The sequence below is a fragment of the Pseudoalteromonas arabiensis genome, assembly GCF_001550155.1.
GTDB classification, from domain to species: domain Bacteria; phylum Pseudomonadota; class Gammaproteobacteria; order Enterobacterales; family Alteromonadaceae; genus Pseudoalteromonas; species Pseudoalteromonas arabiensis.
Window position 1 is genome coordinate 112,910 of the sequence record NZ_LRUF01000007.1, and the last position, 25,081, is coordinate 137,990.

23 protein-coding genes and 4 tRNA genes are annotated in these 25,081 nt (G+C 41.3%); 15 read left to right on the plus strand and 12 right to left on the minus strand.

Translation table 11 applies throughout. The features are described from left to right. Positions 1–4: 4 nt before the first annotated feature. Positions 5–760, minus strand: coding sequence for a bifunctional demethylmenaquinone methyltransferase/2-methoxy-6-polyprenyl-1,4-benzoquinol methylase UbiE (ubiE, locus tag PAARA_RS02605; RefSeq protein WP_062567523.1), 756 nt, complete (start codon positions 758–760; stop codon positions 5–7). Positions 761–874: 114 nt separating this feature from the next. Then, positions 875–1,861 carry a GGDEF domain-containing protein gene (locus PAARA_RS02610; protein ID WP_062567552.1) on the minus strand — a complete coding sequence of 329 codons (987 nt, stop codon included), beginning with the start codon at positions 1,859–1,861 and terminating at the stop codon, positions 875–877. Between the two features lie 401 nt (positions 1,862–2,262). On the opposite strand from PAARA_RS02610, the gene PAARA_RS02615 reads away from it, so the two are divergent. Both PAARA_RS02615 and PAARA_RS02620 read left to right on the plus strand, forming a co-directional pair. After that, a complete protein-coding gene (locus tag PAARA_RS02615) occupies positions 2,263–4,038 on the plus strand; it encodes a DUF885 domain-containing protein (RefSeq protein WP_062567524.1) in 1,776 nt (591 codons plus the stop codon). Positions 4,039–4,149: 111 nt separating this feature from the next. Next, positions 4,150–5,631, plus strand: coding sequence for an FMN-binding glutamate synthase family protein (locus PAARA_RS02620; protein WP_062567525.1), 1,482 nt, complete (start codon positions 4,150–4,152; stop codon positions 5,629–5,631). Positions 5,632–5,659: 28 nt separating this feature from the next. Here PAARA_RS02620 and mtnK read toward each other — a convergent pair whose 3' ends face one another. Continuing rightward, positions 5,660–6,877, minus strand: coding sequence for an S-methyl-5-thioribose kinase (gene mtnK / locus PAARA_RS02625; RefSeq protein ID WP_062567526.1), 1,218 nt, complete (start codon positions 6,875–6,877; stop codon positions 5,660–5,662). A gap of 132 nt (positions 6,878–7,009) precedes the next feature. Between mtnK and mtnA the strand changes: the two genes are divergently transcribed. Then, entirely contained in the window at positions 7,010–8,035 is a 1,026-nt protein-coding gene (gene mtnA / locus PAARA_RS02630; protein WP_062567527.1) for an S-methyl-5-thioribose-1-phosphate isomerase, read from the plus strand. Positions 8,036–8,066: 31 nt separating this feature from the next. Here mtnA and PAARA_RS02635 read toward each other — a convergent pair whose 3' ends face one another. Genes PAARA_RS02635 through PAARA_RS02650 form a run of 4 tightly spaced genes read right to left on the minus strand, consistent with a single transcriptional unit; the run spans position 8,067 to position 10,270 of the window. Then, positions 8,067–8,417, minus strand: a complete 351-nt coding sequence (locus tag PAARA_RS02635) for a gamma-glutamylcyclotransferase family protein (RefSeq protein WP_062567528.1) — start codon at positions 8,415–8,417, stop codon at positions 8,067–8,069. 1 nt (position 8,418) lies between these two features. Continuing rightward, complete coding sequence (locus PAARA_RS02640) at positions 8,419–8,961, minus strand: 1,2-dihydroxy-3-keto-5-methylthiopentene dioxygenase (protein ID WP_062567529.1); 543 nt, start codon at positions 8,959–8,961, stop codon at positions 8,419–8,421. Then, the gene (gene mtnC / locus PAARA_RS02645) at positions 8,958–9,644 is read right to left on the minus strand and encodes an acireductone synthase (protein WP_062567530.1); all 687 of its coding nucleotides are present in this window, start codon (positions 9,642–9,644) and stop codon (positions 8,958–8,960) included. The genes PAARA_RS02640 and mtnC overlap by 4 nt, the downstream gene beginning before the upstream one ends. After that, the gene (locus PAARA_RS02650) at positions 9,641–10,270 is read right to left on the minus strand and encodes a methylthioribulose 1-phosphate dehydratase (RefSeq protein ID WP_062567531.1); all 630 of its coding nucleotides are present in this window, start codon (positions 10,268–10,270) and stop codon (positions 9,641–9,643) included. The genes mtnC and PAARA_RS02650 overlap by 4 nt, the downstream gene beginning before the upstream one ends. A 99-nt stretch (positions 10,271–10,369) precedes the next feature. Between PAARA_RS02650 and PAARA_RS02655 the strand changes: the two genes are divergently transcribed. The 3 genes from PAARA_RS02655 to PAARA_RS02665 are packed head-to-tail and all read left to right on the plus strand — an operon-like array spanning position 10,370 to position 13,757. Next, a complete protein-coding gene (locus PAARA_RS02655) occupies positions 10,370–11,512 on the plus strand; it encodes a methionine aminotransferase (RefSeq protein WP_062567532.1) in 1,143 nt (380 codons plus the stop codon). Beyond that, on the plus strand, positions 11,500–12,273 hold the full coding sequence (locus PAARA_RS02660) for an amidohydrolase (RefSeq protein ID WP_062567533.1): 774 nt from the start codon (positions 11,500–11,502) through the stop codon (positions 12,271–12,273). The genes PAARA_RS02655 and PAARA_RS02660 overlap by 13 nt, the downstream gene beginning before the upstream one ends. Positions 12,274–12,329: 56 nt before the next feature. Next, on the plus strand, positions 12,330–13,757 hold the full coding sequence (locus PAARA_RS02665) for a mannose-1-phosphate guanylyltransferase/mannose-6-phosphate isomerase (RefSeq protein WP_209438164.1): 1,428 nt from the start codon (positions 12,330–12,332) through the stop codon (positions 13,755–13,757). Positions 13,758–13,827: 70 nt separating this feature from the next. Here PAARA_RS02665 and PAARA_RS02670 read toward each other — a convergent pair whose 3' ends face one another. The 4 genes from PAARA_RS02670 to PAARA_RS02685 form a co-directional block, all read right to left on the minus strand. Further along, on the minus strand, positions 13,828–14,091 hold the full coding sequence (locus PAARA_RS02670) for a hypothetical protein (RefSeq protein ID WP_062567535.1): 264 nt from the start codon (positions 14,089–14,091) through the stop codon (positions 13,828–13,830). A gap of 97 nt (positions 14,092–14,188) precedes the next feature. Then, complete coding sequence (locus tag PAARA_RS02675) at positions 14,189–16,345, minus strand: ATP-binding protein (RefSeq protein WP_062567536.1); 2,157 nt, start codon at positions 16,343–16,345, stop codon at positions 14,189–14,191. A 110-nt stretch (positions 16,346–16,455) separates the two neighbouring features. Next, positions 16,456–17,112, minus strand: a complete 657-nt coding sequence (locus tag PAARA_RS02680) for a helix-turn-helix transcriptional regulator (RefSeq protein WP_062567537.1) — start codon at positions 17,110–17,112, stop codon at positions 16,456–16,458. Between the two features lie 230 nt (positions 17,113–17,342). After that, positions 17,343–17,714: a histidine triad nucleotide-binding protein gene (locus PAARA_RS02685; protein WP_062567538.1), complete on the minus strand. Its 372-nt coding sequence runs from the start codon at positions 17,712–17,714 to the stop codon at positions 17,343–17,345. Between the two features lie 104 nt (positions 17,715–17,818). On the opposite strand from PAARA_RS02685, the gene PAARA_RS02690 reads away from it, so the two are divergent. Then, positions 17,819–18,442: a DUF2057 domain-containing protein gene (locus PAARA_RS02690; RefSeq protein ID WP_062567539.1), complete on the plus strand. Its 624-nt coding sequence runs from the start codon at positions 17,819–17,821 to the stop codon at positions 18,440–18,442. 54 nt (positions 18,443–18,496) lie between these two features. On the opposite strand, the gene PAARA_RS02695 is transcribed toward PAARA_RS02690, so the two are convergent. Next, a complete protein-coding gene (locus PAARA_RS02695) occupies positions 18,497–20,341 on the minus strand; it encodes a M1 family metallopeptidase (protein ID WP_062567540.1) in 1,845 nt (614 codons plus the stop codon). Between the two features lie 144 nt (positions 20,342–20,485). On the opposite strand from PAARA_RS02695, the gene murB reads away from it, so the two are divergent. From murB to tuf, 8 genes are all read left to right on the plus strand, one after another. Next, positions 20,486–21,496 carry a UDP-N-acetylmuramate dehydrogenase gene (gene murB / locus PAARA_RS02700; RefSeq protein ID WP_062567541.1) on the plus strand — a complete coding sequence of 337 codons (1,011 nt, stop codon included), beginning with the start codon at positions 20,486–20,488 and terminating at the stop codon, positions 21,494–21,496. Beyond that, a complete protein-coding gene (gene birA / locus PAARA_RS02705) occupies positions 21,493–22,485 on the plus strand; it encodes a bifunctional biotin--[acetyl-CoA-carboxylase] ligase/biotin operon repressor BirA (RefSeq protein WP_062567542.1) in 993 nt (330 codons plus the stop codon). Before murB ends, birA begins: the two co-directional genes overlap by 4 nt. Next, entirely contained in the window at positions 22,482–23,180 is a 699-nt protein-coding gene (locus tag PAARA_RS02710; RefSeq protein ID WP_062567543.1) for a type III pantothenate kinase, read from the plus strand. Before birA ends, PAARA_RS02710 begins: the two co-directional genes overlap by 4 nt. Before the next feature lie 117 nt (positions 23,181–23,297). Beyond that, positions 23,298–23,373: transfer RNA gene (locus PAARA_RS02715), tRNA-Thr, on the plus strand. A gap of 40 nt (positions 23,374–23,413) precedes the next feature. Then, positions 23,414–23,498, plus strand: a tRNA-Tyr gene (locus PAARA_RS02720). Positions 23,499–23,542: 44 nt separating this feature from the next. Then, positions 23,543–23,617, plus strand: a tRNA-Gly gene (locus tag PAARA_RS02725). Positions 23,618–23,629: 12 nt separating this feature from the next. Continuing rightward, positions 23,630–23,705: transfer RNA gene (locus PAARA_RS02730), tRNA-Thr, on the plus strand. Positions 23,706–23,841: 136 nt separating this feature from the next. Continuing rightward, a complete protein-coding gene (tuf, locus tag PAARA_RS02735) occupies positions 23,842–25,026 on the plus strand; it encodes an elongation factor Tu (RefSeq protein ID WP_062567544.1) in 1,185 nt (394 codons plus the stop codon). Positions 25,027–25,081: the final 55 nt, after the last annotated feature.

A 25,081-nucleotide genomic window follows, 5' to 3' on the forward strand; every position in this document is an offset into this window, starting at 1 on the left:
CCTTTTAGTACTTAAAGCCGCGGTGCAGGGCGACAATGCCACCGGTTAGGTTTTGGTAACTCGTTTGCTCAAAGCCTGCGTCTTCCATCATATCTTTGAGTGTTTCTTGATCTGGATGCATGCGAATAGATTCTGCAAGATATTGATATGACTCACTATCATTAGCAACAAGTTGACCCATTTTAGGGAGGATGTTAAACGAGTAGAAGTCGTAAGCTTTGCTGAGAATTTCTTGTTCAGGCTTTGAAAACTCAAGCACTAATAAACGGCCACCAGGCTTAAGAATTCTATACATTGAACGTAGTGCTTTATCTTTATCGGTCACATTACGAAGGCCGAATGCGATAGTGATTAAATCAAAGCTATTGTCAGGGAATGGCAGTGCTTCGGCATTCATTTGCACATATTCAATATTGCCAACGTGGCCTAGGTTTCTTAGCTTTTCACGGCCAACTTTAAGCATTGAAGAGTTAATATCACCAAGAACGACTTGTCCTGTGTCACCAACAAGCTGGCTAAATTTAGCTGTTAAATCACCCGTGCCACCGGCTAGGTCTAATACACGATGACCCTTGCGAACACCTGAACTTGCTATAGTTTGACGTTTCCATAAACGATGAATACCAAACGACATGAGATCATTCATTACATCATATTTTGCTGCAACTGAGTGGAATACATCTGCAACCATCGATGCTTTATCGTTTTCAGCAACGGTTTTATAGCCAAAATGCGTGGTCTTTTCTTGATTCTCGTTCATGATTAATCTCTATCGTGGCAATAAAGTCTAGTGTACTTGATTGTGGCTGTAGGGTGCAATTTGATTATAACTAAATCACCAGATTAGCGATTATTTTTATCATTAAGCGCAGGGTTACTGGCCTGCGATGAAACTGCTTTGGCCCAGAGATTTAGCTTTCGCCGCTGCATGAGATGCTTTGCGGGCAAGGTTGGTAAAGTCACCCTCGTTTTCATATTTGGCAATACCAAGGGCTAAGTGGATTGGAGGTAATTTAGTGCCATTTTTTGAACTAACAAAGCGAAGTTTCTCAACGCCATTACGGACTTTTTCAGCAATGACATTGGCCGTTTCAGGCTCTATGTCGGCAAGTAAGATGGTAAATTCATCTTTGCCTGTACGGCCAGGTAAACCACTTTCAAGTACATATTTTTGTACTTGCTTGGCGACCTTATTCAAAATAACCTCGCCAATGACATCACCGTAATTATCAATAAAATGGTCAAGGTTTTCGATATGAATCGCAATTGCACATATCGCTTTGTTTTGGCCGAGCCATAACTGTGTCTGTTGGTTTAAATAATGACGCTTGTATAAACCTGTTTGCTGATCAGTTATGTGTTGCTTACGTAATTGCGTGAGTTGTTTTTGTGTTTTCTCTTGTAACGACTTGGCTTTGGCTATTTCTTGTTTAAATTGACGATGCTGAGCAAGTAGTTGCTCAGATTGCTTGCTCAGCATTTTTAACGCGTGGCGTGTTTGTTCTTTGTTGTTCTCATCAATTGCATGAACACAATCATTTATATGCTCGGCAAAACGAACAATGTGTTGTTCATTATTATTTGCGCCGCGAGATAAGGAATTAATAACAGAGTCAACGTTGCGAACAATGGCCGTTTTCATTTTGTGGCCTTGCTCAATGAAATCAAAATAAAGCTGTTCTATATAAACTGAATCGATAGAGACTTTTTGGGCTATTGCACGGTCGAGAGTGGCATTGAGTTTAGGATTTACTTGGCTGACGTAAGTGTAAACTACTTGGTAATTTAGCGGCGACGGCGGTAATGCGTGATGTTCTAAAAAGATACACACCTTCGTCATTTTTTCTTGGGCAATTACCATGGAATCATGGAACATCATTTTCAATACCACTAAATACGCATAACAACCATAAAATCATCTCCTCCGTAAGGTTTCTTTTGCTTCCAAGCAATAATCCGCAAATTATATTGATAATTTGTGTTCAATTAATTTGGGTATATCAGTCTACAGTAATCTGTAATGAGTCTATTTAAAAGCAAAATCGCTAACTTTGGAACATAAATTTGTTTCGTTTGGGTTCATTAGTTGATTTTATCGGCAACTTTAACAAGTGTAACTGAAAGCTGTATAAACACTGTGCATTGTTGATTCTGCAATGGTGTTTATTTGACCGTACTTTAGGTGAGCTTGGTCGCATTTGTTTGGGTTTTTTTACATGCTACGTTACTTTATCGATAAAGATTAAAATGAATAAGAAGCCCATGAGACAAACCCTATCTAGAACATTAAATCATTCACTGATTGCTGTTGCACTCGCCTGTACCTTAAGCGCATGTCAAATAACAAAAGTGGATGCTGATCAGCAGTTTACTCAAGTTGCGCAACACATTGTTGATTATCGAGCGAGTATTAATCCATATGGTAAGGCCGAAGGTGTTGATGGTTATTTATTAGAGAACCTTTCAGCCTCATTTCTTGAGAAAAAATATCAAAAAAATACTGAATTTCTTGCTGAGCTAGATGCAATTGACCGCGATAAGCTGTCGGAAGAAAATCGCATAAATTTAACGATTTTACGTGGGCAAGTACAAAATAGTGTCGATGAATATGTCTTTAATACGCATTATATGCCACTGACATCTGAGTATGGTTTTCACTCAAGCTTGTCGTTTATGATTTCAAGCTCAGACTACACAAAAGCAAGTGATTACGAGCTATATCTAGCAAAATTACAGCAAATACCACGCTTTTTTGAACAAAACATTGGTTGGATGCGTAAAGGCCTTGAAGTAGGGTTAACACAGCCCAAGGCGGTTTTAGAAGGGTATCAAGATTCAATTACTGCTTATATTGTTGATGATGCCACTCAGTCTGAGTTCTACAAACCATTTTTAAAAAATACTGCTGGTGTGAGTCATAGCAAATTCGTGAACTTACAACAGCAAGCAAAAAAAATTATCAAACAGCAAGTTATTCCTGCTTATAAAGATTATCTCACCTTCTTTAATGATGAATACCAACCAGGTGCACGCACTGATATTGGTATTTCTAGTACGCCAAACGGTAAAGCATTTTACGAAAACCGTGCAAAGTACTACACCACGACTGATATGACGCCAAAAGAAATCCATGAGTTGGGCCTTAAGGAAGTGGCGCGTATTCGTGCTGAAATGGATGAAATAATCAAAGAGGTAGGCTTTGAAGGTAGTTTTGCTGAATTTGTACATTTCTTGCGTACCGATCCGCAGTTTTATGCAAAAACACCAAAAGAATTATTGAAAGAAGCATCTTATATTGCGAAAAAAATGGATGCACAATTGCCTAAGTTATTCCATACCTTACCAAGAATGCCTTATGGCGTTGCGCCAGTGCCTGAAAGTATTGCTCCTAAGTATACGACCGGACGATACTCGGGTTCGCGTCGTGATGATCAAGCCGGCTACTATTGGGTCAATACGTATGCACTGGATAAGCGTCCACTCTATGTACTCGAAGCGTTAACACTTCATGAAGCTGTGCCTGGTCATCATTTACAAATATCACTCAATGCTGAGCTTGAGTCATTACCAAGTTATCGTCGCAATGCATATTTATCGGCATTTGGTGAAGGTTGGGGGCTTTATTCAGAATTTTTAGGCATAGAAGCTGGCTTTTACCAAGACCCTTACAGTGACTTTGGTCGCCTAACTTACGAAATGTGGCGAGCTGCGCGTTTAGTGGTTGATACTGGCATGCACATGTATGGTTGGAGTCGTGAGCGGGCTATGAAGTTTATGAGTGAAAATACTGCACTGTCATTACATAACGTTAAAACGGAAACCGATCGTTATATTTCTTGGCCAGCGCAGGCGCTCTCTTACAAAATTGGTGAGCTAACAATTAAGCGCTTGCGTCATGAAGCGGAACAAGCACTGGGACAAGATTTTGATGTGCGAGAGTTCCATCATCAAATTTTGCGTCATGGCTCGGTTCCTATGTCTGTACTTGAAGAGCAAATTCAGCTTTATATTAACGCTGAACTTGCAAAAAAAGCGTAACAGACAGAGAGTTTAAAAAAGGCGTGTTTAAAACACGCCTTTTTGTTTATTGCGTGTATTTTAAACTACTTATATGATTTGCAGGAAATCGTCACTACAAAGGGGCCTTGAATGAGTGATTTTATAATTTTCAGTATTGATGTATTTGCCAGCTTATTTATCTTTTTACTTGGAGTTGGATTGCTGGTGATAATCTGTTTTTACATCAGTGATGTAACCCAGTCTAAACATGCTATTCGTCGCAATTATCCTGTGATAGGACGGTTTCGTTATTTTTTTGAGCGCCAAGGCGAGTTCTTTCGTCAGTACTTTTTTGCAATGGACAGGGAAGAGCTTCCTTTTAACCGTGCAGAGCGTAGCTGGGTGTACCGAGCAGCCAAAAATGTGGATCGCACGACCGCATTTGGATCAACACAAAGTTTAGAAACAACAGGCACAGTAATGTTTATGAACTGTGCATTTCCAACGTTGGATGAAGAAGCGCTTGAACCTAGTCATGTCACTTTAGGCCCATATTGTGAGCAGCCCTATTCGACTAATTCGTTATTTAACATTTCGGGCATGAGCTTTGGTGCATTGTCTAAACCTGCTGTGCGAGCATTATCGCGAGGCGCTAAACTGGCTGGTTGTTGGATGAATACGGGGGAGGGGGGATTAAGCCCATATCACCTTGAAGGAGGGGCTGACATTGTATTTCAGATTGGCACAGCTAAATACGGTGTGCGAGATGAACAAGGCAAGCTTAGTCTCGAAAAGCTAAAGTCCATCGCTGAACACGAACAAGTTAAGATGTTTGAAATAAAGATGAGTCAGGGCGCTAAACCAGGTAAAGGTGGCATGTTGCCAGGTCGTAAAGTTACAGCTGAAATTGCCAAAATTCGAGGGATCCCAGAGGGGCATGACTCTATTAGCCCTAATGGTCATCCCGAAATTAAAACACCCGCTCATTTGCTCGATATGATCGCAACCGTGCGCTCTACAACAGGTAAACCTACCGGTTTTAAGGCTGTGATTGGTGAATATGCGTGGCTGGAAACTTTATTTAGTGAAATTAATAATCGCGGGATTGAGTCTGCACCCGACTTCATAACAATCGATAGCGCGGATGGTGGTACAGGTGCGGCACCACAACCTTTAATGGATTCTGTTGGTTTGCCGCTTAAGGAAAGCCTGCCTTTAGTGGTTGATTTACTGAAAAAACATGGCCTGAGAGAGCGTGTTAAAGTGATTGCTTCTGGAAAGTTAATTGTGCCTTCAAAGGTTGCATGGGCACTTGCACTGGGTGCTGATTTTATTGTTTCGGCGCGCGGACATATGTTTTCATTGGGCTGTATTCAAGCACTGCAATGTAATAAAGATACTTGCCCTACTGGCATAACAACGCACAATGAACGCTTACAACGAGGTTTAGATGTAACGGATAAAGCACAGCGCGTCGCTAACTATAATAAATATATTCACTACGGTGCAGGGCTCATTGCTCATTCCTGTGGCGTATCAAGTGCCAGAGAACTTGCTCGTCATCATGTGCGTGTGGTGCAAGAGAATGGCTTATCAGAGCCGCTCGATAAAATGTACGAACATTATCAGTAAAGAACAAAGGCGCTCAATGCGCCTTTATTTAATTTAGTAAGCTGACAAGCAATGAGTAAAACTCATCTTTAGAGGTGCAACTTGTTGCATTGAGCATGAGTTGTTCACCCAGCACTAACGTTTGTTGTTGTACAGCCAGTCGAGCTTGCTCATCTTCTATACCATCAATATCAGCAACATGTGCGAGGCCAATCGTACGGCGAATAAGCTCAGCACCACAATAACCAATCGCGTCACGCAATACATCGTGTAAATAATCTTCGGTAAATGCGTTACTTGCAAAGCTAACATCCGTTGTTTCGCTATTTGCAAGACGTAGCCAATGTTGTTCAAATTGGTTATAGCAATCTTGTAAGCAGGTTAATAAATGTGTTTGATATTGACGGCGCTTTGCAAGCTCAGTAATACGACCATTTTGAGCACAATAGTTTAGTAACAGATTGCCCATAAAAGAACCAATATCGAAGCCAATAGGGCCAAAAAAGCCAAATTCGGGGTCTATCATTTTGGTGCTGTTTGCATCCACAAAAATGCTGCCACTGTGCATGTCACCGTGTAATAAAGTTTGTGGGCTCGATAGGAACTTAGCTTTTAACTTGGCTGCTGCAAGTTTTAGAGCCTGATTATTACGAATACTCTCTACATGACTTTTAAGTTCGATGGGAAAGTTATTTCGCTCATGCTCGATATAGGGATCGGTAAAAAACAAATCTTCTGTAATTTTGCACAAGTCAGGGTTAATAAATTGACTGACTTTGGCCTTTTTATCTTCTGCAGATAAATAAAAATCAGAGTTATAAAAGCTTGTATAGCTTAGATAAAGTGCGACATGACTTGCCAGCTTTGGAAATTGCTCTGCATTGTTTTGTGCACTACGCAATATTTGTAGATGCCCCAAGTCTTCAAGAACCGTTAATGCTAAATCAGCATTGTGATGCAAAATCGCGACGGTATGCTCGGGGCATAATTGACCATGATTGATAAGTACTTCGGCTTCAATACGTGCTCTATCTAATGATAATGGCCACGACTCACCAACACAGCGGGCGTAGGGTAAAGCCTGTTTGAGAATTACGCTGTTACCATCTTGATCTGCGATACGAAAAACAAGGTTTAAATTACCATCACCAAACTCATACGCGTTGAGCTCTGCATTATCAGCGAAAACAGTAATCAACTCTTTTTTGATGATCTCTTTAATATAATCAATAGCATGCTCTGCAGTGAAGGCTATGTAGTTCGCCATGGTTTCATCTCATTGAAAAGTAACTTCAAGCATTCTATACCTTCATGCGTTTAGATGTCCATACATCTAGCTTGTTAGTTGTGAAAACTGCTGTAGAATAGCAATCTGCTAATTAAGTAACTTGGACTTACTATGAAAGACCTCATCGCAAATAGCATCAAATACAAAAGTGGTACTTTAACAGTGCTTGACCAGTATTTACTGCCTCATCAACAACATTGGCATGTATGTCACGATGTTGCAGCAATGAAAGATCTGATTTTAACGTTGAAAATACGTGGAGCACCTTTGATTGGTCTAGGAGCCAGCTTGCTTGTAGCTCATTTGGCTGAGCAAGGCATGAGTAAAGAAGCGCTTGCAGATGCGATTGATGAGTTAGAGTCTACCAGACCAACGGCTGTGAATCTGATGCATTGCATGACCAAGCTGCGAGAGGCTTTAGCAAAAAGTGACTTTGTTGAAGAGATGGTTAAAACAGCAGAGCAGTTATTTAATGAGGATATAGCGCTTTGCGATAGCATGGCTGAACATGGTGCAAACCTTGTATTAAAAGGCGATAACATTCTTACCCATTGTAATACAGGTGCATTAGCTACTGCGGGCATTGGTACTGCACTAGGTGTGATATATAAAGCACAACAACGCCACGGTGATATTCATGTATGGGTTGATGAAACAAGACCTTTATTACAAGGTGGCCGACTTACCGCGTTCGAGCTTGAATGTTGGCAAATACCGTACACATTAATTTGCGATAATATGGCTGCAAGTCTAATGGCAGCGGGTAAAGTCGATAAAATCTTTGTTGGGGCAGACCGTATTGCCGCTAATGGGGATTTTGCCAATAAAGTAGGCACCTACAATCTTGCTGTTTTAGCTCACTTTCATAATATCCCATTTTATGTTGTTGCGCCTCTCACTACGTTAGATACAAAAACAGCCTGCGGTGATGATATTGAAATCGAACAGCGCAGCCCCATTGAGGTACGTGGTGTGAGTGGCAGCTTTGGCGAAGCCTTGTGGGCTCCTAATAACGCACAGGTTTATAATCCCGCTTTTGACGTCACGCCGGCTAAGCTAGTAACAGGGTGGGTACTTGATACGGGCGTTTATAATCAAGCAGACATTGCCCGTGGGGCACTAAGGGAGTTAAAATAGCGATTTGGGAAAGCGCTTACTTATAAGCGCTTTACTGGTTTTGAAGGGGGCTTTTCACCACATAAACCCACGCATTTGTTCCACACTGAAACTGCTGTGCAATCCGTTGATAATCATCAACCTCATACTCATCAGCTTGGGCAAGCTCTTGCTTTGTAATTGCGTAAATTGTGCCATTAACTGTGTCGTTTTGATTCCCAGTGTAAAATAGGGCAGGATGAAAACGCTGCCCACTACTTTTTAAAACAGCCGCATCAGTAATTTCAATTTCGCCAATGACATAACCTAATAAGGTAGCTGACTGACCTTCGAGTAAGCGCCCAAAAGTGTCTAGCTGAACTTGCGGGTATTGCAACGTCCCATATGAAAACAACTTTTCCATGTTAATCCAGTAACGGGAAACGTTTAGCGATGGCTGATTCTGTACTTTTAGCAACCCATCCTTCGGTATTATTAAATAAGCGAATTGCTGTAAATTCAGGATTACTGCCCATATCAAACCAATGGGGGGTAAGCTCTGGCACAGAAATCAAGTCACCTTGCTCGCAAAGCACTTGATAGACCTTATCGTTTAAATGTAAGCAAAATAACCCTTGGCCTTTTACAAAAAAGCGCACTTCATCTTCGCTGTGAGTATGTTCAAATAAAAACTTGCTACGTAATTCCGCTGCATTCGGGTTACCTTTAGCCAGTGAAATAACATCGACAGTTTGATAGCCCCCTTCGCTCTTAAGCTGTTCTATATCGTTATCATAGGCAGCTAAAATCGCGTCATGACTGGTGCTTTCATCAATATGCTGAGTTGCTTTCCATTGCTCGAAACGTACCCCTACTGCTTTAAGTTCTTTTGCAATGGCGCTTAAGTCTTCACTATAAAACAATACATCGTCAGCGTTGTTATCATTAAAAATCGTTAATTGACTCATGCTAAAAGCTCCGCGCTAAATGTCGTAAAATCATTAATATATGGGTGCGCGTCACTCACTTGTTGGCCATCACGAACAAGGTGCAAGGTACGAAGACCCGCAGCTTTTGCAGCATTAAGCTCTGCTTCCACATCGCTTAAGAACAACACCTCTGCGGCGTCAAATGGCAACTCTGCAATAATATTCTCGTAAGAGTGCTGCTGTTGCTTAGCGCCAACTTTAGTGTCAAAGTAGTTGCTGAACAAAGGTCTAATATCGCCGTAATCAGAAAACTCAAAAATAAGGTGCTGCGCTTTTACTGAGCCAGAAGAGTACACATACAGGTTTTTTCCTGCTTGTTTTTGAGCTTGCAAGAAATCATAAGCATCAGGGTAAATATGACCTGTAAAATCGCCATTTTCATAACCTGTTTGCCAAATTAAACCCTGTAATTGTTTTAATGGTGTGACTTTTTGGTCTGTTGCAATCCAATGTAGCAAGGTATTTATTACTGTTTCTAAGTCAGCTTCTGGCTGCTCAATGTGCGCTTTGACTGCGCTTATCTGCTCTACAACGTCAGGGTCGTTCTTGTGTGTTTTAATAAACTCAGGGAGTTGCCCTGCAGCATAAGGAAATAACACATCTTTGACAAATGAGATGCGTGTAATCGTTCCTTCAATATCGGTTAAAATTGCTTTGATCATAATTGCACTCCAGCTTGAATGCCCTCTAGTTTTAGACGTTCGAGCTCACAACTGAATAAAAATTCTAGCCCTTCTAAGTGGCGTAAAACTTCTTTAATGTCTCTGCCTACAACGTATAAACCATGACCACGAATAAGCACCGCATGTTCAATTGGTGTGTGCAAGTGATGATCGCTGACTAATAAGCTAAGACGGTCAATATCTTGGTCATTATCAAAAATAGGAATACTAAGTGTATCTAGATGTGATTTTACCCCACTCAAGGCTTTTTGCATTTCGTAGCCATGTAAATGAATGGCATGACCTTTGATTACGCGAGATAATACCGTTGCAGCTACTGAGTGGGTGTGAAGAACAAACTTTGCTGACGGGATCAGCTTATACATGTTCAAGTGAAGCTCTGTTTCTGCGGATGGTTTACCTGAGCCCTTAGTGCGGTTTCCGTTATGATCAAACTCAATAAATGCATGGGTACCAAGTTGGCCTTTATCAAAACCACTGGCGGTGACCACATAACCACTTTCTGTACGAGCTGAGAAGTTACCACCAGTAGCAGGAACCCAACCACGTTGGCTTACCCACTTACCAGCTTCAATTAGTTCTGAAATAGCGGTATTGTTATGCATACATTCCTCGACATTCTAAAAGTTTTTTAGACGGCTATACATCTGTTTTAAGCAATGATAGCATCGCTTCGGGCGCAAAACCATCTTTAAGGAATCTCTGTGTTTGAAAGTAAATTACCAAACTTAGGCATCAGTATTTTTAGTCAAATGACAGCTTTGGCAAATCAGCATCAAGCTATTAATTTATCTCAGGGTTTTCCTGAATTCGATGCGCCTGAATTGCTAAAAAAACAGCTCAACCATTATGTGTTAGAAGGCTTTAATCAATACGCACCTTCTAGTGGCATTGTGCGCCTGCAACAACAAATTGCGGCACTGATAGCTAGAAAATACCATAACAACATAGATTATGAGCAACAAGTAACGGTGACATCAGGCGCAACCGAAGCATTATTTGTTGCCATTCAAACGCTTGTAAAAGAGGGTGATGAAGTAGTGGTGTTTGATCCCGCTTATGACTCATACCAACCAGCGATTGAGCTGGCTGGTGGGCGATCGGTTCATGTGGCATTACAGGCTCCTGATTATCGTATTGATTGGCAAGTCGTTGCGAATACTATTAGTGAAAAAACCCGTGCTATTATTATCAATACACCACACAACCCGAGTAGCAAAACGCTTAAAGCTGAAGACTTTTCAGCACTTAAGGATCTTGTTAAAAAACATGATTTATATGTCATCAGTGATGAAGTTTATGAGCATATTATTTTCGATAAAGAAGCTCATTTAAGTGTACTCACTGACGCAGAATTGTTTGCTCGGAGCTTTGTCATTTCAAGCTTTGGTAAAACCTTCCACAGTACGGGGTGGAAAATGGGTTACTGTGTGGCACCGAGTGAGTTAATGGAGGAGTTTCGTAAAATTCATCAATACGTGACATTTTCTAGTTTTACTCCTGCACAGCATGCACTCGCTGATATGTTAGAGTTAAAACCTGAGCATGTTGAGCAGTTAAATGAATTTTATCAGCAAAAGCGTGACTTACTAAGTGAAGCATTAAAAGAAAGCCGTTTCACTATTTTGCCAAGTGAAGGAACCTATTTTTTATTGCTTGATTACAGTGACGTGTCTGATTTAGATGATGTTGAGTTTTGTCATTGGTTAGTTGAGCAAGCAGGTGTGGCGGCAATTCCATTGAGTGTTTTTTACAGCACTCAGAGTCACGATAAAGTGATACGGTTATGTTTTGCCAAAAATGATGACACGTTAAAACGTGCCGCGGAGATTTTATGTCAACTTTAACCTTAGCCTTAATACAGTCATCACTGCATTGGCTTGATAAAAGCGCTAACCTTGCACACTTTACTGAGCAACTTAATAGCTTTAATGAGCAAGTTGATTTAATCGTATTACCAGAAACCTTTGCCACTGGTTTTGCGATTAATCTTGATTGCAGTGAGCCAGAGCAAGGTGAAGTACTAAATTGGTTACAAGCCACAGCAAAGCAAAAGAATGCCGTGATTGCTGGCTCTGTGCTGGTTGCGCAAGGAGACAAAAAGGCAAACCGCTTTTATTGGGTTTGGCCAAATGGTGAAGTGAGATTTTACGATAAACGCCATTTATTCTGCTTAGGTAACGAAGGCGATTATGTTATTGCAGGTAAACAGCGTGAGGTGTTCACCATCAATGATTTTCGTATTCTCCCACAAGTGTGTTATGACTTACGCTTTCCCGTGTTTCAGCGTAATAGTGATGATTATGATGTTATGATTAATATCGCAAACTGGCCAGCAGCCAGACGCCATGTATGGGACACATTATTAAAAGCACGAGCGATGGAAAATCTTTGTTATGTTGCAGGTGTCAATCGCATCGGTGAAGATGGCAATAATGTTGCCCACAGTGGTGGCACAGCAATTTATGATTTTAAAGGGGATACGCTTGCTAAGCTAGATGATAATCAGTCGGGTATTATTATTCAGCATATAGAAAAATCGCCGCTGAAGGATTTTCGTCGTACTTTTCCTGCCCACTTAGATGCTGATCAATTTCAGTTACTCTAAGCCGAACCCTTAAAAATTTGTTAAACTCATGGTTGGTTTTTTTACTGTAAGCAATCATGAGTTACAAAATCACGCCTGTTATTCTTGCTGGTGGCATCGGCTCTCGGCTATGGCCATTGTCGCGTAAAGCAATGCCTAAACAATTTTTATCTTTGCTTAGTGATGAGTCTCTACTACAAAGTACTTTGAAACGGGTGATAAGCTCACGCTTCAATCCGCCTATTTTGGTATGCAATGAAGAGCATCGCTTTATTGCGAAGTCACAGGTATCTGAAGTCGTTGATGACTTTACTTTGCTACTTGAGCCAGAAGGTAAAAACACGGCGCCAGCTATCGCACTAGCCGCTGAATATGCAGTGCAAAACGGTTTAATGGATCCGTTATTAGTCATGCCCGCTGATCATCATATTAGTGATTTTGAAAAGTTAATAGCGCGCTTAGATGACGCTATTGCTCTTTGCGAACAACAGCAACTAATAACATTTGCAATTAAACCGACCGCACCACATACCGGTTATGGTTACATCCGCCAAGGTGAAGAGCTAAGCCGTGAAGGGTGTTTTAAGGTTGTAGAGTTTAAAGAAAAGCCAGCTCAAACGCTGGCAGAGCAATACGTACTTAGTGGTGACTATAACTGGAATAGTGGCATGTTTTTGTTTCTACCTAATGTGTATTTAAACGAGCTTAACCGCTTTGCACCAAAAATAGCGGAAAGTGTCACTAAGGCTGCTGAATTTAAAGAAGATCTAGGTTTTCTCAGGCCGAATAACACAGTACTTAGTACATGCCCAAGTGACTCAATTGATTACGCTATTTTAGAGCGTAGTGACAAGGTCGCAGTGATCCCGGTTGATTTAAATTGGAGTGATATAGGGAGCTTTTCTGCGCTTTCGAAACTTGCTGATAAAGACCCGTTTGGTAATTACTTAAGCTCACAAGGGGTGAGCGTTGATAGCGATAATAATCTACTAATAAGCGAAGCCGATCATACAATTGCCGCGTTAGGGGTGACTAATAAAGCAATTATACATACCCATGATGCGACTTTAGTCGCTGATAAAAATGCCCTTAATAAACTCCCTGAGTTACTCAAACAACTTACTGTATCAGCAAATGATAAACTAACGCACCATCAAGTCGTATTTAGGCCATGGGGTAACTATCGCACATTGGTAGAAAGCGTTGGTTTTAAAGTAAAAAAAATTAGCGTCAATTGTGGCGCTACGCTGTCTACACAACGGCATCAACATCGAGCAGAGCATTGGGTTGTGGTTTCAGGTATTGCAAGTGTACGTGTGGGCGATGATGAATTTGAACTAAGTGCCGATCAGTCTTGCTACATTGCAGCAAAGCAAATACATCGCTTAGCTAACTATTATCATGAGCCACTTGTTGTTATTGAGGTGCAAACCGGTGCTGTTTTAGATGAATGCGATATTGAACGTTTTGAAGATGAGTATGGCCGAAATGACCACAACTCTTGATGCTTAAGTAAGTTGCGCTTACTGAAAACGCTATTATGCTCTTTACTCAAGAGGAGCCACAGAGGGCAAGCTAAACTAAACCAATAGCGAGCCCTAAAATGAGTACCAGCCAGAAAATAGTGGTCTCTCTGAAATGGTTCAACAGCCAAAAATAAATTAACGCGAGTACCCCAGAAATGGCAGCGCCAACAATGGATGCAATGAAACCAAGGCCGAACATTAGGTTAAACAACAACACAATAGCTGTGTAAATACCCGCACATAAACTGGGTCGTTCGGTATTTATTAACAGCTTTAATAATGCAACTAAAATTAAAATTTTAAAAATCAGCATAAGTCCTATCCTTGGTTCTGTAGTGCGTTAATTATCATTACTTGAGTAACGGTACTTTGTATATTTAATTTGTTTGAGCCTTATAACTACATCTAATTTAGCTCAACTCACTTCTTACATGTGCCAAATATGCTTGCAAGCTTTCTTGCCAAAGGCCTAGCGCACCGGTGAGGGATTCCTTTAGGGGCTTATTATCGAGTAATTTACGTTCTACTTTTTTTAATTCTAAGCCATAGCGGTTAAAGCCAAGCTGTAAAGCAGTACTTGCTTGGCGGTGCAAGAGCTTTATACATTGCTCTTTATCATCTTCAACGAGTTGCTGGCAGCGAATTAGTTTATTACGAGCTGATAAAACAAATTCATTATAAATAGAGGATACTTCATCTTCATTGAATGAACTAATAAGTGCTGCGGCAGCTGTTTCATCGTAAAGGGTATCTCGAAGCTCGACTGCGATGCTCGCCGCTTGATTTGATTGTGAATCACTAAGCGCTTGGCGCAGCTTTTGCTGTTTAATTGGTTTGCCAACGATGTCTTTGATACCTAGAGCCAAATATTCTTTTATTTCATCAGGACTGAGGCTTGCAGTAAAAGCAAGCACAGGAGTACGTTGGTTTAGATGGTCCATCGCCTTGAGCCTTTTAAGCACTTCTTGGCCTGTCAGATCCGGTAAATTCATGTCGAGAAGTACGACATCAAAGTGGTGCTTTTGCATCAGATCAATAGCGCTATTTCCGTCTTTTGCCAGCTTAATTTTATGCTCGTCATCAGCCATAAATTCAATTGCAATCTTTTGGTTTAAGTCGAGATCTTCCACTAATAGAACATCTAGGCCTGTGACATAATCTTTAGATTGATGGCGTTGTTCTACAAGGCTTAATTCACCAACAGCAAGGTTAATATCAAAGCTAAACGTACTACCTTTTGCCAGCTCACTTTTTATATTTAACTTACTGCCGAGCTTTTCAAGCAAGCGACTAGTAATCGCCAAGCCGAGGCCTGTACCGCCTTTTTCTTTTCCTGCGCTACTTTGTACATAGGGTTCTGTTAGATATGCTATTTCTTCATCTTCAATGCCTGGGCCTGAGTCAATAACACTGATGCGAAGGAGGTTTTCAAACTGACCTTCTTTAAGTAGTTTTACATGAATTTTGACTGAGCCGTGATCTGTAAATTTAATCGCATTACCGACAAGATTGATGATTACTTGTCTGAGCTTTTGTTGATCACAGTAGTAACATGCTTGCTCAGGAAGGTCATAAATAAGTTCAAACTTTAAGTGCTTTTGTTCAGCCAGAGGACTCAGCAATAGACACAAATTATTAAGCCATGTTTTAAGCTCAACATCTTCTTCGTAGAGGGCTTCGTCTCGCTGGTCGAGACTTGCATAATCAAGTACCTTATCGACCAGTAAATTAAGGGATTCAGCTGAGTTAATAATCGCTTCGCAATAAGGTTTATCTCGGGGATCGCTAGATTGGTTCATAATAAGCTGCGCACTGCCTAAAATACCATTCAAAGGAGTGCGAATTTCATGGCTGATAGTCGATAAAAATAATCCTCTAATTTCGAGGTCTTTATGTGCTTTCTCGGTAAGCTGATTTAAATTTTGCTCGCGTCTTTCATTACAAAGTAAAGCCATACCTGTAGCGTAAAACATAGGTGCAATGACACCATTGATAAACAGCGTGATACTAAACCAGTTCTCAGATAATAAATTGGCTGTACTGACATCACCCATCATTAAGGTGCGACCAGTGAATACTGCAAGAATAATTACTAAGATCATAATGTATACAATGCTGCCATTCGGATAGCTTTTCCGACCGTTACGGATAAATAGAGCCAGCAAAAATAATGATTCAATAATGTGCTGTAAATCTGAGACGAGGATTCGGCTACGTAGCTCGGTATTGTCTGTGGCAAGGTAAATCATTGTCAGTGCCAGCACGATAGTTATGCCAATAAAGGCTCTTAAACCAATACATTTCGCGTTAAAAAATTGGCAAATTGCGAGAACGTGAATGATTGATGCGCTAAACATAAATGAGTTAGCGATGGAAATACTCGCGATGTTATTGATATGACCATGCAGTGCAAAGCTCATAACTGAAATAAACATCACCAATGGGTAAAAAATATAAAGTAAGGTGCCTGGAGTATTTTTGTTGGTTCGCCACGTGAGATAACTAAGTAATGTCATCACAGCCATCATGGCTGCGCTTGCATAGTAGAGGGTCGCTGAGTCGAGCATTGTATTTCCGAGGCATTAATTAACAGCTTGAGAATAAAGTCTATTGTTATGTTTAGCAACCAGAAACAAAAACAGACGCAATGTGCGTCTGTTTTTTTAGAGAATAAATCTTAACGAATTTCGTCAGGAATATTTTGCTGTGCCCAAGATAAAAGCTCAATACGGTTACGGCATTTAGTTTTTCTAAATGCACTGTATAGATGAGTTTTCACCGTGTGCGGACTAATACTTAAGTCCTCAGCAATCTCTTTGTTTTTAGAACCTTTGCTCATTAGCGAAATGATCGCTTTTTCGCGTTTAGTTAGTTTAACAGGTTCAATATCACCATCAGTCAATTTATGTAATGCATCTTTGTTGAACTGCAACATGCGATTTAATGCGTTACACATTATTTCACGGCGATACCAAAGTTGGTCTTCTAACAATAGGCGAATGCCTTTCATTAACACGTCGGCATTATCTGTTGTGTAGAACACACCACGAATACCCGTTAATAAAGCGCGATTCGCAAGTTCTGGGTTTTCATCAAGATTAAACAATACAATGTCGCATTTAATACGAAGATTCACCAGTTGCTCTTTAAGTTTTCCCCACGCGTCGGTGCTTGATGTTTCAATGAATAACAAGCGTGTACCTTCCGGAACTTCAGAAATATCAGTACCAGATGTAACCGCAAGGCCTTGAGTCTTCAATAAAGGTTCTAAGACATTAATGCCAATTGTGTTAACCGGTTCTGAATCTAATAGTAAAAAGGCTGAACTACTCATATTTATACACTCTTGAATAAAGTTGACTCTTGCATCCTACCACGCCATCCACCCCTTTCGTATTAGAAATTTCTGAGTCTTGCGCAGGAAAAGTACAGTTTGTGTCTATTTTGTTTCAAAAAATACCGTTAGTTAACCTTAATATTTATGTTAACTAACTGATATCTATTTATAATAGACAGTATTAGTTAGTTTGTATTGTTTTTTACAATTATTAACATTAAAACGTATTAGATTTGTTGTTTCTTCTTATCTTGATAAGGAGGCCAACCCATCTCTTTACCTGCAAGCATGTGTAGGTGGATATGGTACACGGTTTGGCCGCCATGGTCATTGCAATTCATAACAACGCGAAAACCATCATCACTAAAACCAAATTGCTTCGCGAGTTTTGCAGCCACTACATATAGGTGACCAACAAGAGGTGCATGCTCCTGTGTGATGTCATTAATCGTTGCGATAGGCGTTTTTGGAATAATTAAAACGTGAAACGGTGCTTGTGGATTTATATCTTTAAAAGCGAGTGCTAAATCATCTTCATACACGATATCAGAAGGGATTTCGCGGTTAATTATCTTTGTAAAAATAGTCTCTTGGCTCATACTTAGCTCTCTTAATTCGTAGTTAATTGACCGCCCACTAATGACAAACTTTATTTGCAGTGTCAAACTGAAACTGCCGCAAGTTAAACAACCAAGGAGTGATCATGCGTAAGTCAGTATTACTAACTAGTATGTTTGCACTATTTTACAGTGCCAGCAGCCTAGCTGAAACTATCCACTTTCCAGAAGAGTTTGTGCCTTTGCAGGTGGGTGAACGTTTAATAGAACAATCGTTTTTTAGTCGAGTTGACGATGTTGAGCTTGCACCTGGTACTTATCAGTTAAAATTAAAATACACCGATCTTTATGAACAAGGTTATGACGATCATCAAGTTGTTGAATCGGAGCCATTTTGGGTTGAAGTAACGGTTGAAAGCGGCAAAAACTATGATTTAGTGTTTAATCGTGCCAGCAATGCCGTGGCAGCAGAAGTGTTTGCTGAATCACCGCAAGTAAGTTTAAAAGCAAAAGGTAGCGAGCTTGCTATGCCATTATCAACCATAGGCTATCGTACAGCACCAGCACCTGCTCAAGCCGTGGCGAGGGCGCCTGTTGCTGCATCAAGTCCTCAACCGGCAACGGCAGCCCCTGTTACTTTGCCAGCAAAAGTACCCGGCGGACAGGCGGGCTTGAAAAATATGCCAAACGCAGCGTCCATGCTTGAGTTTTGGTGGCAACAAGCAAGCCCTGAAGAGCGTCGTGCATTTTTAGATAAAGTGACAAAATAAGAATTGGAAAATTAAAAGGCGCTGATTTTCAGCGCCTTTTTTGTGCTTGACTTATTATTTTGCGAATAAGTCGTCAACGGTACCTTGTGCAAGTGGGTGATAACCCGCACGGGCTTTTAAGTACACATCATGCGCCCAGTCTTTTTTACCGTTGTTAATAAGTGCTCTATAAAGTGGCACAATTAACTTACGGCGACCAATACCAGATAAGTGCTTATCAAGTGCAGGGTAGATAGGTTGATAACCATTACCGACTGCTAACATAAACCATGCGAAAGCACGCTCCGCATTAGTTGACTGCGTTAGATTGAACTGGTTATCAAGCTCAGTCATTTTCTCAATGCTTAAATCACGAGGTAGGTTATTTAAAAAGTGTAGCCACTCATGAACAGACCAATCCGCGGTTGGTAAGTCAGCTGCGCTAATCTCACCGTTTAGCCATGTTTTTGTAACTGCGTCGACTTTATCGAATGCATCAGACGTTGGGTTTGGTGCATCACTTGGTAAACCAGGCTCAAAAATCCACTCATTTACTTTATCCATGCTGACAATGCCTGGATATTTTTCGATTAAGTTGGCTTTTAAGTAAGTAACAAACTGAGCTGTTGTTAAAGACTTAAATGAAAACTCATCGAAGTAAGCTTTTACAAATGGATCGAACTTATCACGACCAAACTTGTTTTCTAGGTAGATTAAGAAAAGCTGGCCTTTGGTGTAAGGTACTGAGCTAAATGCGTCGTCAGGATCACGGCCATTAAGTTTTAAGTTAAGGCGTGTATCTGGTGCCGGTAACGTTTTAATGAGTTTACGTAAGCCAGCGGCATCAAGCGCTTGTTCCATCACAGCACGGTCACGACCAAATACTTCTTCCATGATGCGGTTTTCAACATAAGACGTGAAGCCTTCGTTTAACCATAAATCTTCCCACGTAGCATTCGTCACTAAGTTACCCGACCAAGAGTGAGCAAGCTCGTGAGCAATTAGATTTACTAAGCTTTTATCGCCAGCAACAACAGTTGGAGTGATGAAGGATAAACGCGGGTTTTCCATGCCACCAAATGGGAAGCTTGGTGGTAGCATCAATAAGTCATAGCGCCCCCATGCATATTCGCCATACATCGCGTTCGTTTTATCGATCATCGCTTGCGTGTCGTCAAACTCAGCCACAGATGCATCTAAAATAGTTGGTTCAGCAAAAATACCGGTTTGCTTAGACATGGCTTTAAATTCTAGATTACCCGCACCAATTGCGATTAAGTATGGTGAGATGGGTTGTGGCATATTGAATAAATAGTCACCATCTTTATAGAGCGCATCTTTGTTATCTGCACTCATTACCGCACGAATATCTTTTGGTGTGTGAATACGAGCAGAGTACGTCACGCGCATTGCTGGCGTATCTTGTACTGGGATCCAACTACGAGCGTGAATTGCTTGTGATTGGCTGTACATAAAGGGGTGTGACTTACTGGCTGTTTGCTCTGGTGTTAACCACTGTAAACCTGAAGCTTCTGGACGGCTGTTGTAGTAAATACGCGCTTTAACCGCTTGGCTTTTAAATTTAATTGTTAATTTTGAGCCCTTTACGTCATCACGTGCAGCAAGGGTAAAGTCAGCGTTGTGCCAGCTGCCTTTGTCATCTTGATACATGACTTTGTCGATATCTAAATCGCGGGTATCAAGAACAAGCGTTTTGCTGGTCGCATTATGCCAATCTAGCGTATGCTCAACAAAACCTTCTAATTGCTTATCATCAAAATCAACATCTAAATCTAGTAATAGGTGAGTGGTTGTTACGTCATCTAAGTTTGCGTAAGTGTGCTGGCTGATTGCGTCAGCAGTTGCTTGAGAGCAAGCACCGGCCATAGCAAGACTTAAAAGTAATGGTTTAAACTTCATAATAACCCTAGAACGGTAATGAAAAGAGCCTGTTTTATAACATGATTAGTGCAGTGGGTTGAGTGATTTTTACAATCTAATGCGTATTTTGCGACGATAGGTTACACTAATGCGATTAGTTACCGGTAACCTTTGAGGCGTTTTGTGGCTCAGTCCCTGCAATCTTTTCATACCTTTTCTTTGCCAAGCCAATGCCAGCACTTCTATCAAATCGATGATGTGAATCAGCTTATAACTACAGACTTTTCTGTCCCTTTTTGTATTTTAGGCGAAGGCAGTAATACGGTATTTTTATCTGACTACCAAGGCTCAGTGATTCACATGACAACCAAAGGGGTAGCAATTCAAGAACAAAGTGATGCTTTCTTATTTCATGTGGCGGCTGGAGAGAACTGGCATCAATTAGTTGCTATGACTATTGCTAATGGCATGCCTGGGCTTGAAAATCTAGCCCTGATCCCCGGTACTGTGGGAGCCGCGCCTGTGCAAAATATTGGTGCATATGGTGTAGAACTGGAAAAGTTTGTTAGCTATGTTGAATACTTTGATATTGCGACAAAGACGATTAAACGTTTAGCCAAAGACGAGTGCCAATTTAGCTATCGCGACTCTATTTTTAAACATGCACTTAAAAATAAAGCGGTGATCACTCATGTAGGATTACTCTTACCTAAAAAATGGCAGCCAGTACTAAGTTATGGGCCATTGCAAAAACTTACACAACCTTCTCCACAACAAGTGTTTGAGCAAATCATTGCGACTAGAAACAGTAAATTACCTAACCCAAGCGAACTTGCGAATGCGGGCAGTTTTTTCAAAAACCCAGTGATCAGTAATGAGCAGCTAGCATTATTGTTACAACAATACCCAAACTTGCCTCATTATTTTGTCGATTCTGAGCATCATAAAGTTGCGGCAGGCTGGTTGATTGAGCAGGCTGGCTTAAAAGGCTATAAAGTTGCAGGGGTAGAGGTTCATCAGCAGCAAGCATTGGTGTTAGTGAATCACGGTAATAGTAATGGTGATGACTTAATTAAAATGGTGAAACATATTCAGCAGCAGGTCTGGCAAAAATATCAAATTGCTCTGCAACACGAAGTGCGACTGATTAACGCCGAATGTGAATGCCATATTGAATTGGGAGCTTCATCATGAAAGCGCCAGACGGCAATAAACTGGCAATTTTACAGGCTCTGAATACCGGTGGTTTTATTTCTGGTCAGCAATTGGGTGAGCAGCTCGGTATCAGCCGCGCAGCAGTGGGTAAACATATTCACTCTTTGCAGGAAATGGGGCTCGATATTTTCAAGGTCACGGGTAAAGGGTATTGCCTTAATAATAGTGCGGGCTTACTGAACAAAGATAAAATTGGCAAGCATTATAATGAGTTGGGTGGCACCACAGCTAATGTCGAAGTACAGCCAATTATAGATTCTACCAATAGTGAGCTAATGCGTCGCTTACAAAGCGATATTCCACTCACGTCCGGCACCGTACTCGTTGCAGAAATGCAGCAAGCAGGAAGAGGTCGCCGTGGGCGTGTTTGGCAGTCTCCGTTTGGTGCAAATTTATATTTTAGCTATTTTTGGCGTTTGGATGATGGCTTGCAAGCGGCTATGGGTGTATCTATTGCCGTTGGGCTTGCTGTTTACGACACGCTTAAGGCCTTATATCAATTGGATATAGCGCTAAAATGGCCTAATGATATTTACTTAAACCGTGAAAAACTGGCAGGCGTATTAGTTGAGCTTGATGGTCAGCCACAGGGGCCTTGCCAGCTTGTGATAGGCATAGGTATTAATTTGCATATGCCAGAAAGTGCCAGTCAGCATATCGACCAAGCATGGACAGACTTAAGTCAACATGTTCAGGAACTTGATAAAAATAAACTGGTGGCTTACTTATGTTTTTATTTAGAAAAACGTTTAGCGCAGTATCAACAAACAGGCTTAAATGATATGTATCTGACGTGGAATCAGTTAAACGCATTTGCAAATGAATACGTTGAGCTTAATACAGGGCATCGGAGTTGGCGTGGTATTTGTGAAGGGATTGACAGCCAAGGTGGCGTTCGTATTCGTCAAGATGGCGAAGTAAAAAGCTATTATGGTGGAGAAATTTCATTGCGTAAGGCTGAGTTATGAAACTGTTAGTTGATGTAGGTAATACCGCAATTAAAGCGGTTTTGTTTGATGGTAACCATTATCAGGCATGCGAACTTAACGCGATACCTTGGTCACAAATACAAGAACTGGTTTATGCGTGTGTGGGGAGCGCAGAGTTACTCAGGCCTTTATTAGTACAAGCACAACAACATTCCATTCCTAACTTTGAAGCGGTGGTCACGGCTGAGCTTGCCACCTTAAGCTGCGCCTATCAGCAGTATCAAAATTTAGGGATCGATCGTTGGTTAGCAGTGATTGCTGCTTTTGTAGAGTATCCTCAGCAAAACTGCATTATTATCGATGCCGGTACAGCTACAACGATTGATGTACTTAACTCTGAAGGTACGCATTTGGGGGGATGGATATTACCAGGCCTTGATTTAATGACGACCTCGTTGACCCAAAACACTAAGCGGGTGTTTGATGATGCACAAATACCTTTTAGTCCTGAATTAGGCTGTAATACACCGAATGGTTTAAAAAATGGTGCGCTGGTGGCCACGCTAGGTGCTATTGAACAAGCTAAGCAGCACATAAGTGGTGCATCAGTTATCTTGTTGTTTGCCGGTGGCTATGGAAAATTGCTAGCTGATTCATTTTCTCACAGTCAATTTGATAGCCTATTGGTTTTTAAGGGCCTTAATTATTGGCGAGAACTGACAGCAAAACCGTAAAAAAGCGCTAATTTGCCTGAATAGTGAGCGTTTAACACACAAAATCACACTTTTTTTAATTTTATTGTTGCATCACAATAAACCTTACCTTAGAATCTCGCCCCGTACTAAAGCAGTGCCGACTTAGCTCAGTTGGTAGAGCAACTGACTTGTAATCAGTAGGTCATCCGTTCAACTCGGATAGTCGGCACCACTTTCCTTTTACCGGAAGTGACTTAGTAAAGAATTTTCGTGGAGGGGTTCCCGAGCGGCCAAAGGGATCAGACTGTAAATCTGACGGCTCAGCCTTCGCTGGTTCGAATCCAGCTCCCTCCACCACTTTATTCTTGACGGTTAGAGGTAGTTTAAGAACAGGTTTCTATGCGGGCATCGTATAATGGCTATTACCTCAGCCTTCCAAGCTGATGATGCGGGTTCGATTCCCGCTGCCCGCTCCAGACTCTGGTGTTGCTGATATAGCTCAGTTGGTAGAGCGCACCCTTGGTAAGGGTGAGGTCGGCAGTTCAAATCTGCCTATCAGCACCAGTATCGAGAACTCATCTTAATTTCTTCCTTTATCTGTCAGAAAAAACTATTTGAAATTTGAAAAAATTAAATTAATCTACCCTCGGTGGATTATTTTCATATGTAATCTAGATACACAAAACTGATAGGTTCCGTCATGGCAAAAGAAAAGTTTGAACGCGTAAAACCGCACGTAAACGTAGGTACAATCGGCCACGTTGACCACGGTAAAACTACCCTAACTGCAGCAATCACTAACGTACTTGCAAAAGTATACGGTGGTGTAGCGAAAGACTTCGCATCAATCGATAACGCTCCAGAAGAGCGTGAGCGTGGTATCACAATCTCAACTTCACACGTTGAGTACGATACACCAACTCGTCACTACGCACACGTAGACTGTCCAGGACACGCCGATTATGTTAAAAACATGATCACAGGTGCTGCTCAAATGGACGGCGCAATCCTAGTAGTTGCTGCGACTGACGGTCCTATGCCACAAACTCGTGAGCACATCCTACTTTCTCGTCAGGTTGGTGTACCTTACATCATCGTATTCATGAACAAATGTGACATGGTTGACGACGAAGAGCTACTTGAGCTAGTTGAGATGGAAGTTCGTGAACTTCTTTCTGAGTACGACTTCCCAGGTGATGACTTACCACTAATCCAAGGTTCTGCGCTTAAAGCGTTAGAAGGCGAGAAAGAGTGGGAAGACAAAATCGTTGAGCTTGCAGAAGCACTAGATTCTTACATCCCAGAGCCAGAGCGTGACATCGATAAGCCATTCATCATGCCTATCGAAGACGTATTCTCAATCCAAGGTCGTGGTACAGTTGTAACTGGCCGTGTTGAAGCTGGTATCATCAACGTGAATGACGAAGTTGAAATCGTAGGTATCAAAGAAACTACGAAGACAACGTGTACAGGTGTTGAGATGTTCCGTAAGCTTCTAGACGAAGGTCGTGCGGGTGAGAACATCGGTGCACTTCTACGTGGTACTAAGCGTGAAGACGTTGAACGTGGTCAAGTACTAGCGAAGCCTGGTTCAATCACTCCACACACGAAGTTCACTTCAGAAGTATACGTACTTTCTAAAGATGAAGGTGGTCGTCACACGCCATTCTTCAAAGGTTACCGTCCACAGTTCTACTTCCGTACAACTGACGTAACAGGTGACGTACAGTTACCAGACGGCGTTGAAATGGTAATGCCTGGTGACAACATCAAGATGACTGTAGAGCTAATCGCTCCAATCGCGATGGACGAAGGTTTACGCTTCGCTATCCGTGAAGGTGGCCGTACAGTTGGTGCTGGTGTTGTAGCTACAATCGTAGAATAATCTACAGATTGCAGTAACACTGTGAAAAAGGTCGCTTAGGCGGCCTTTTTTAATG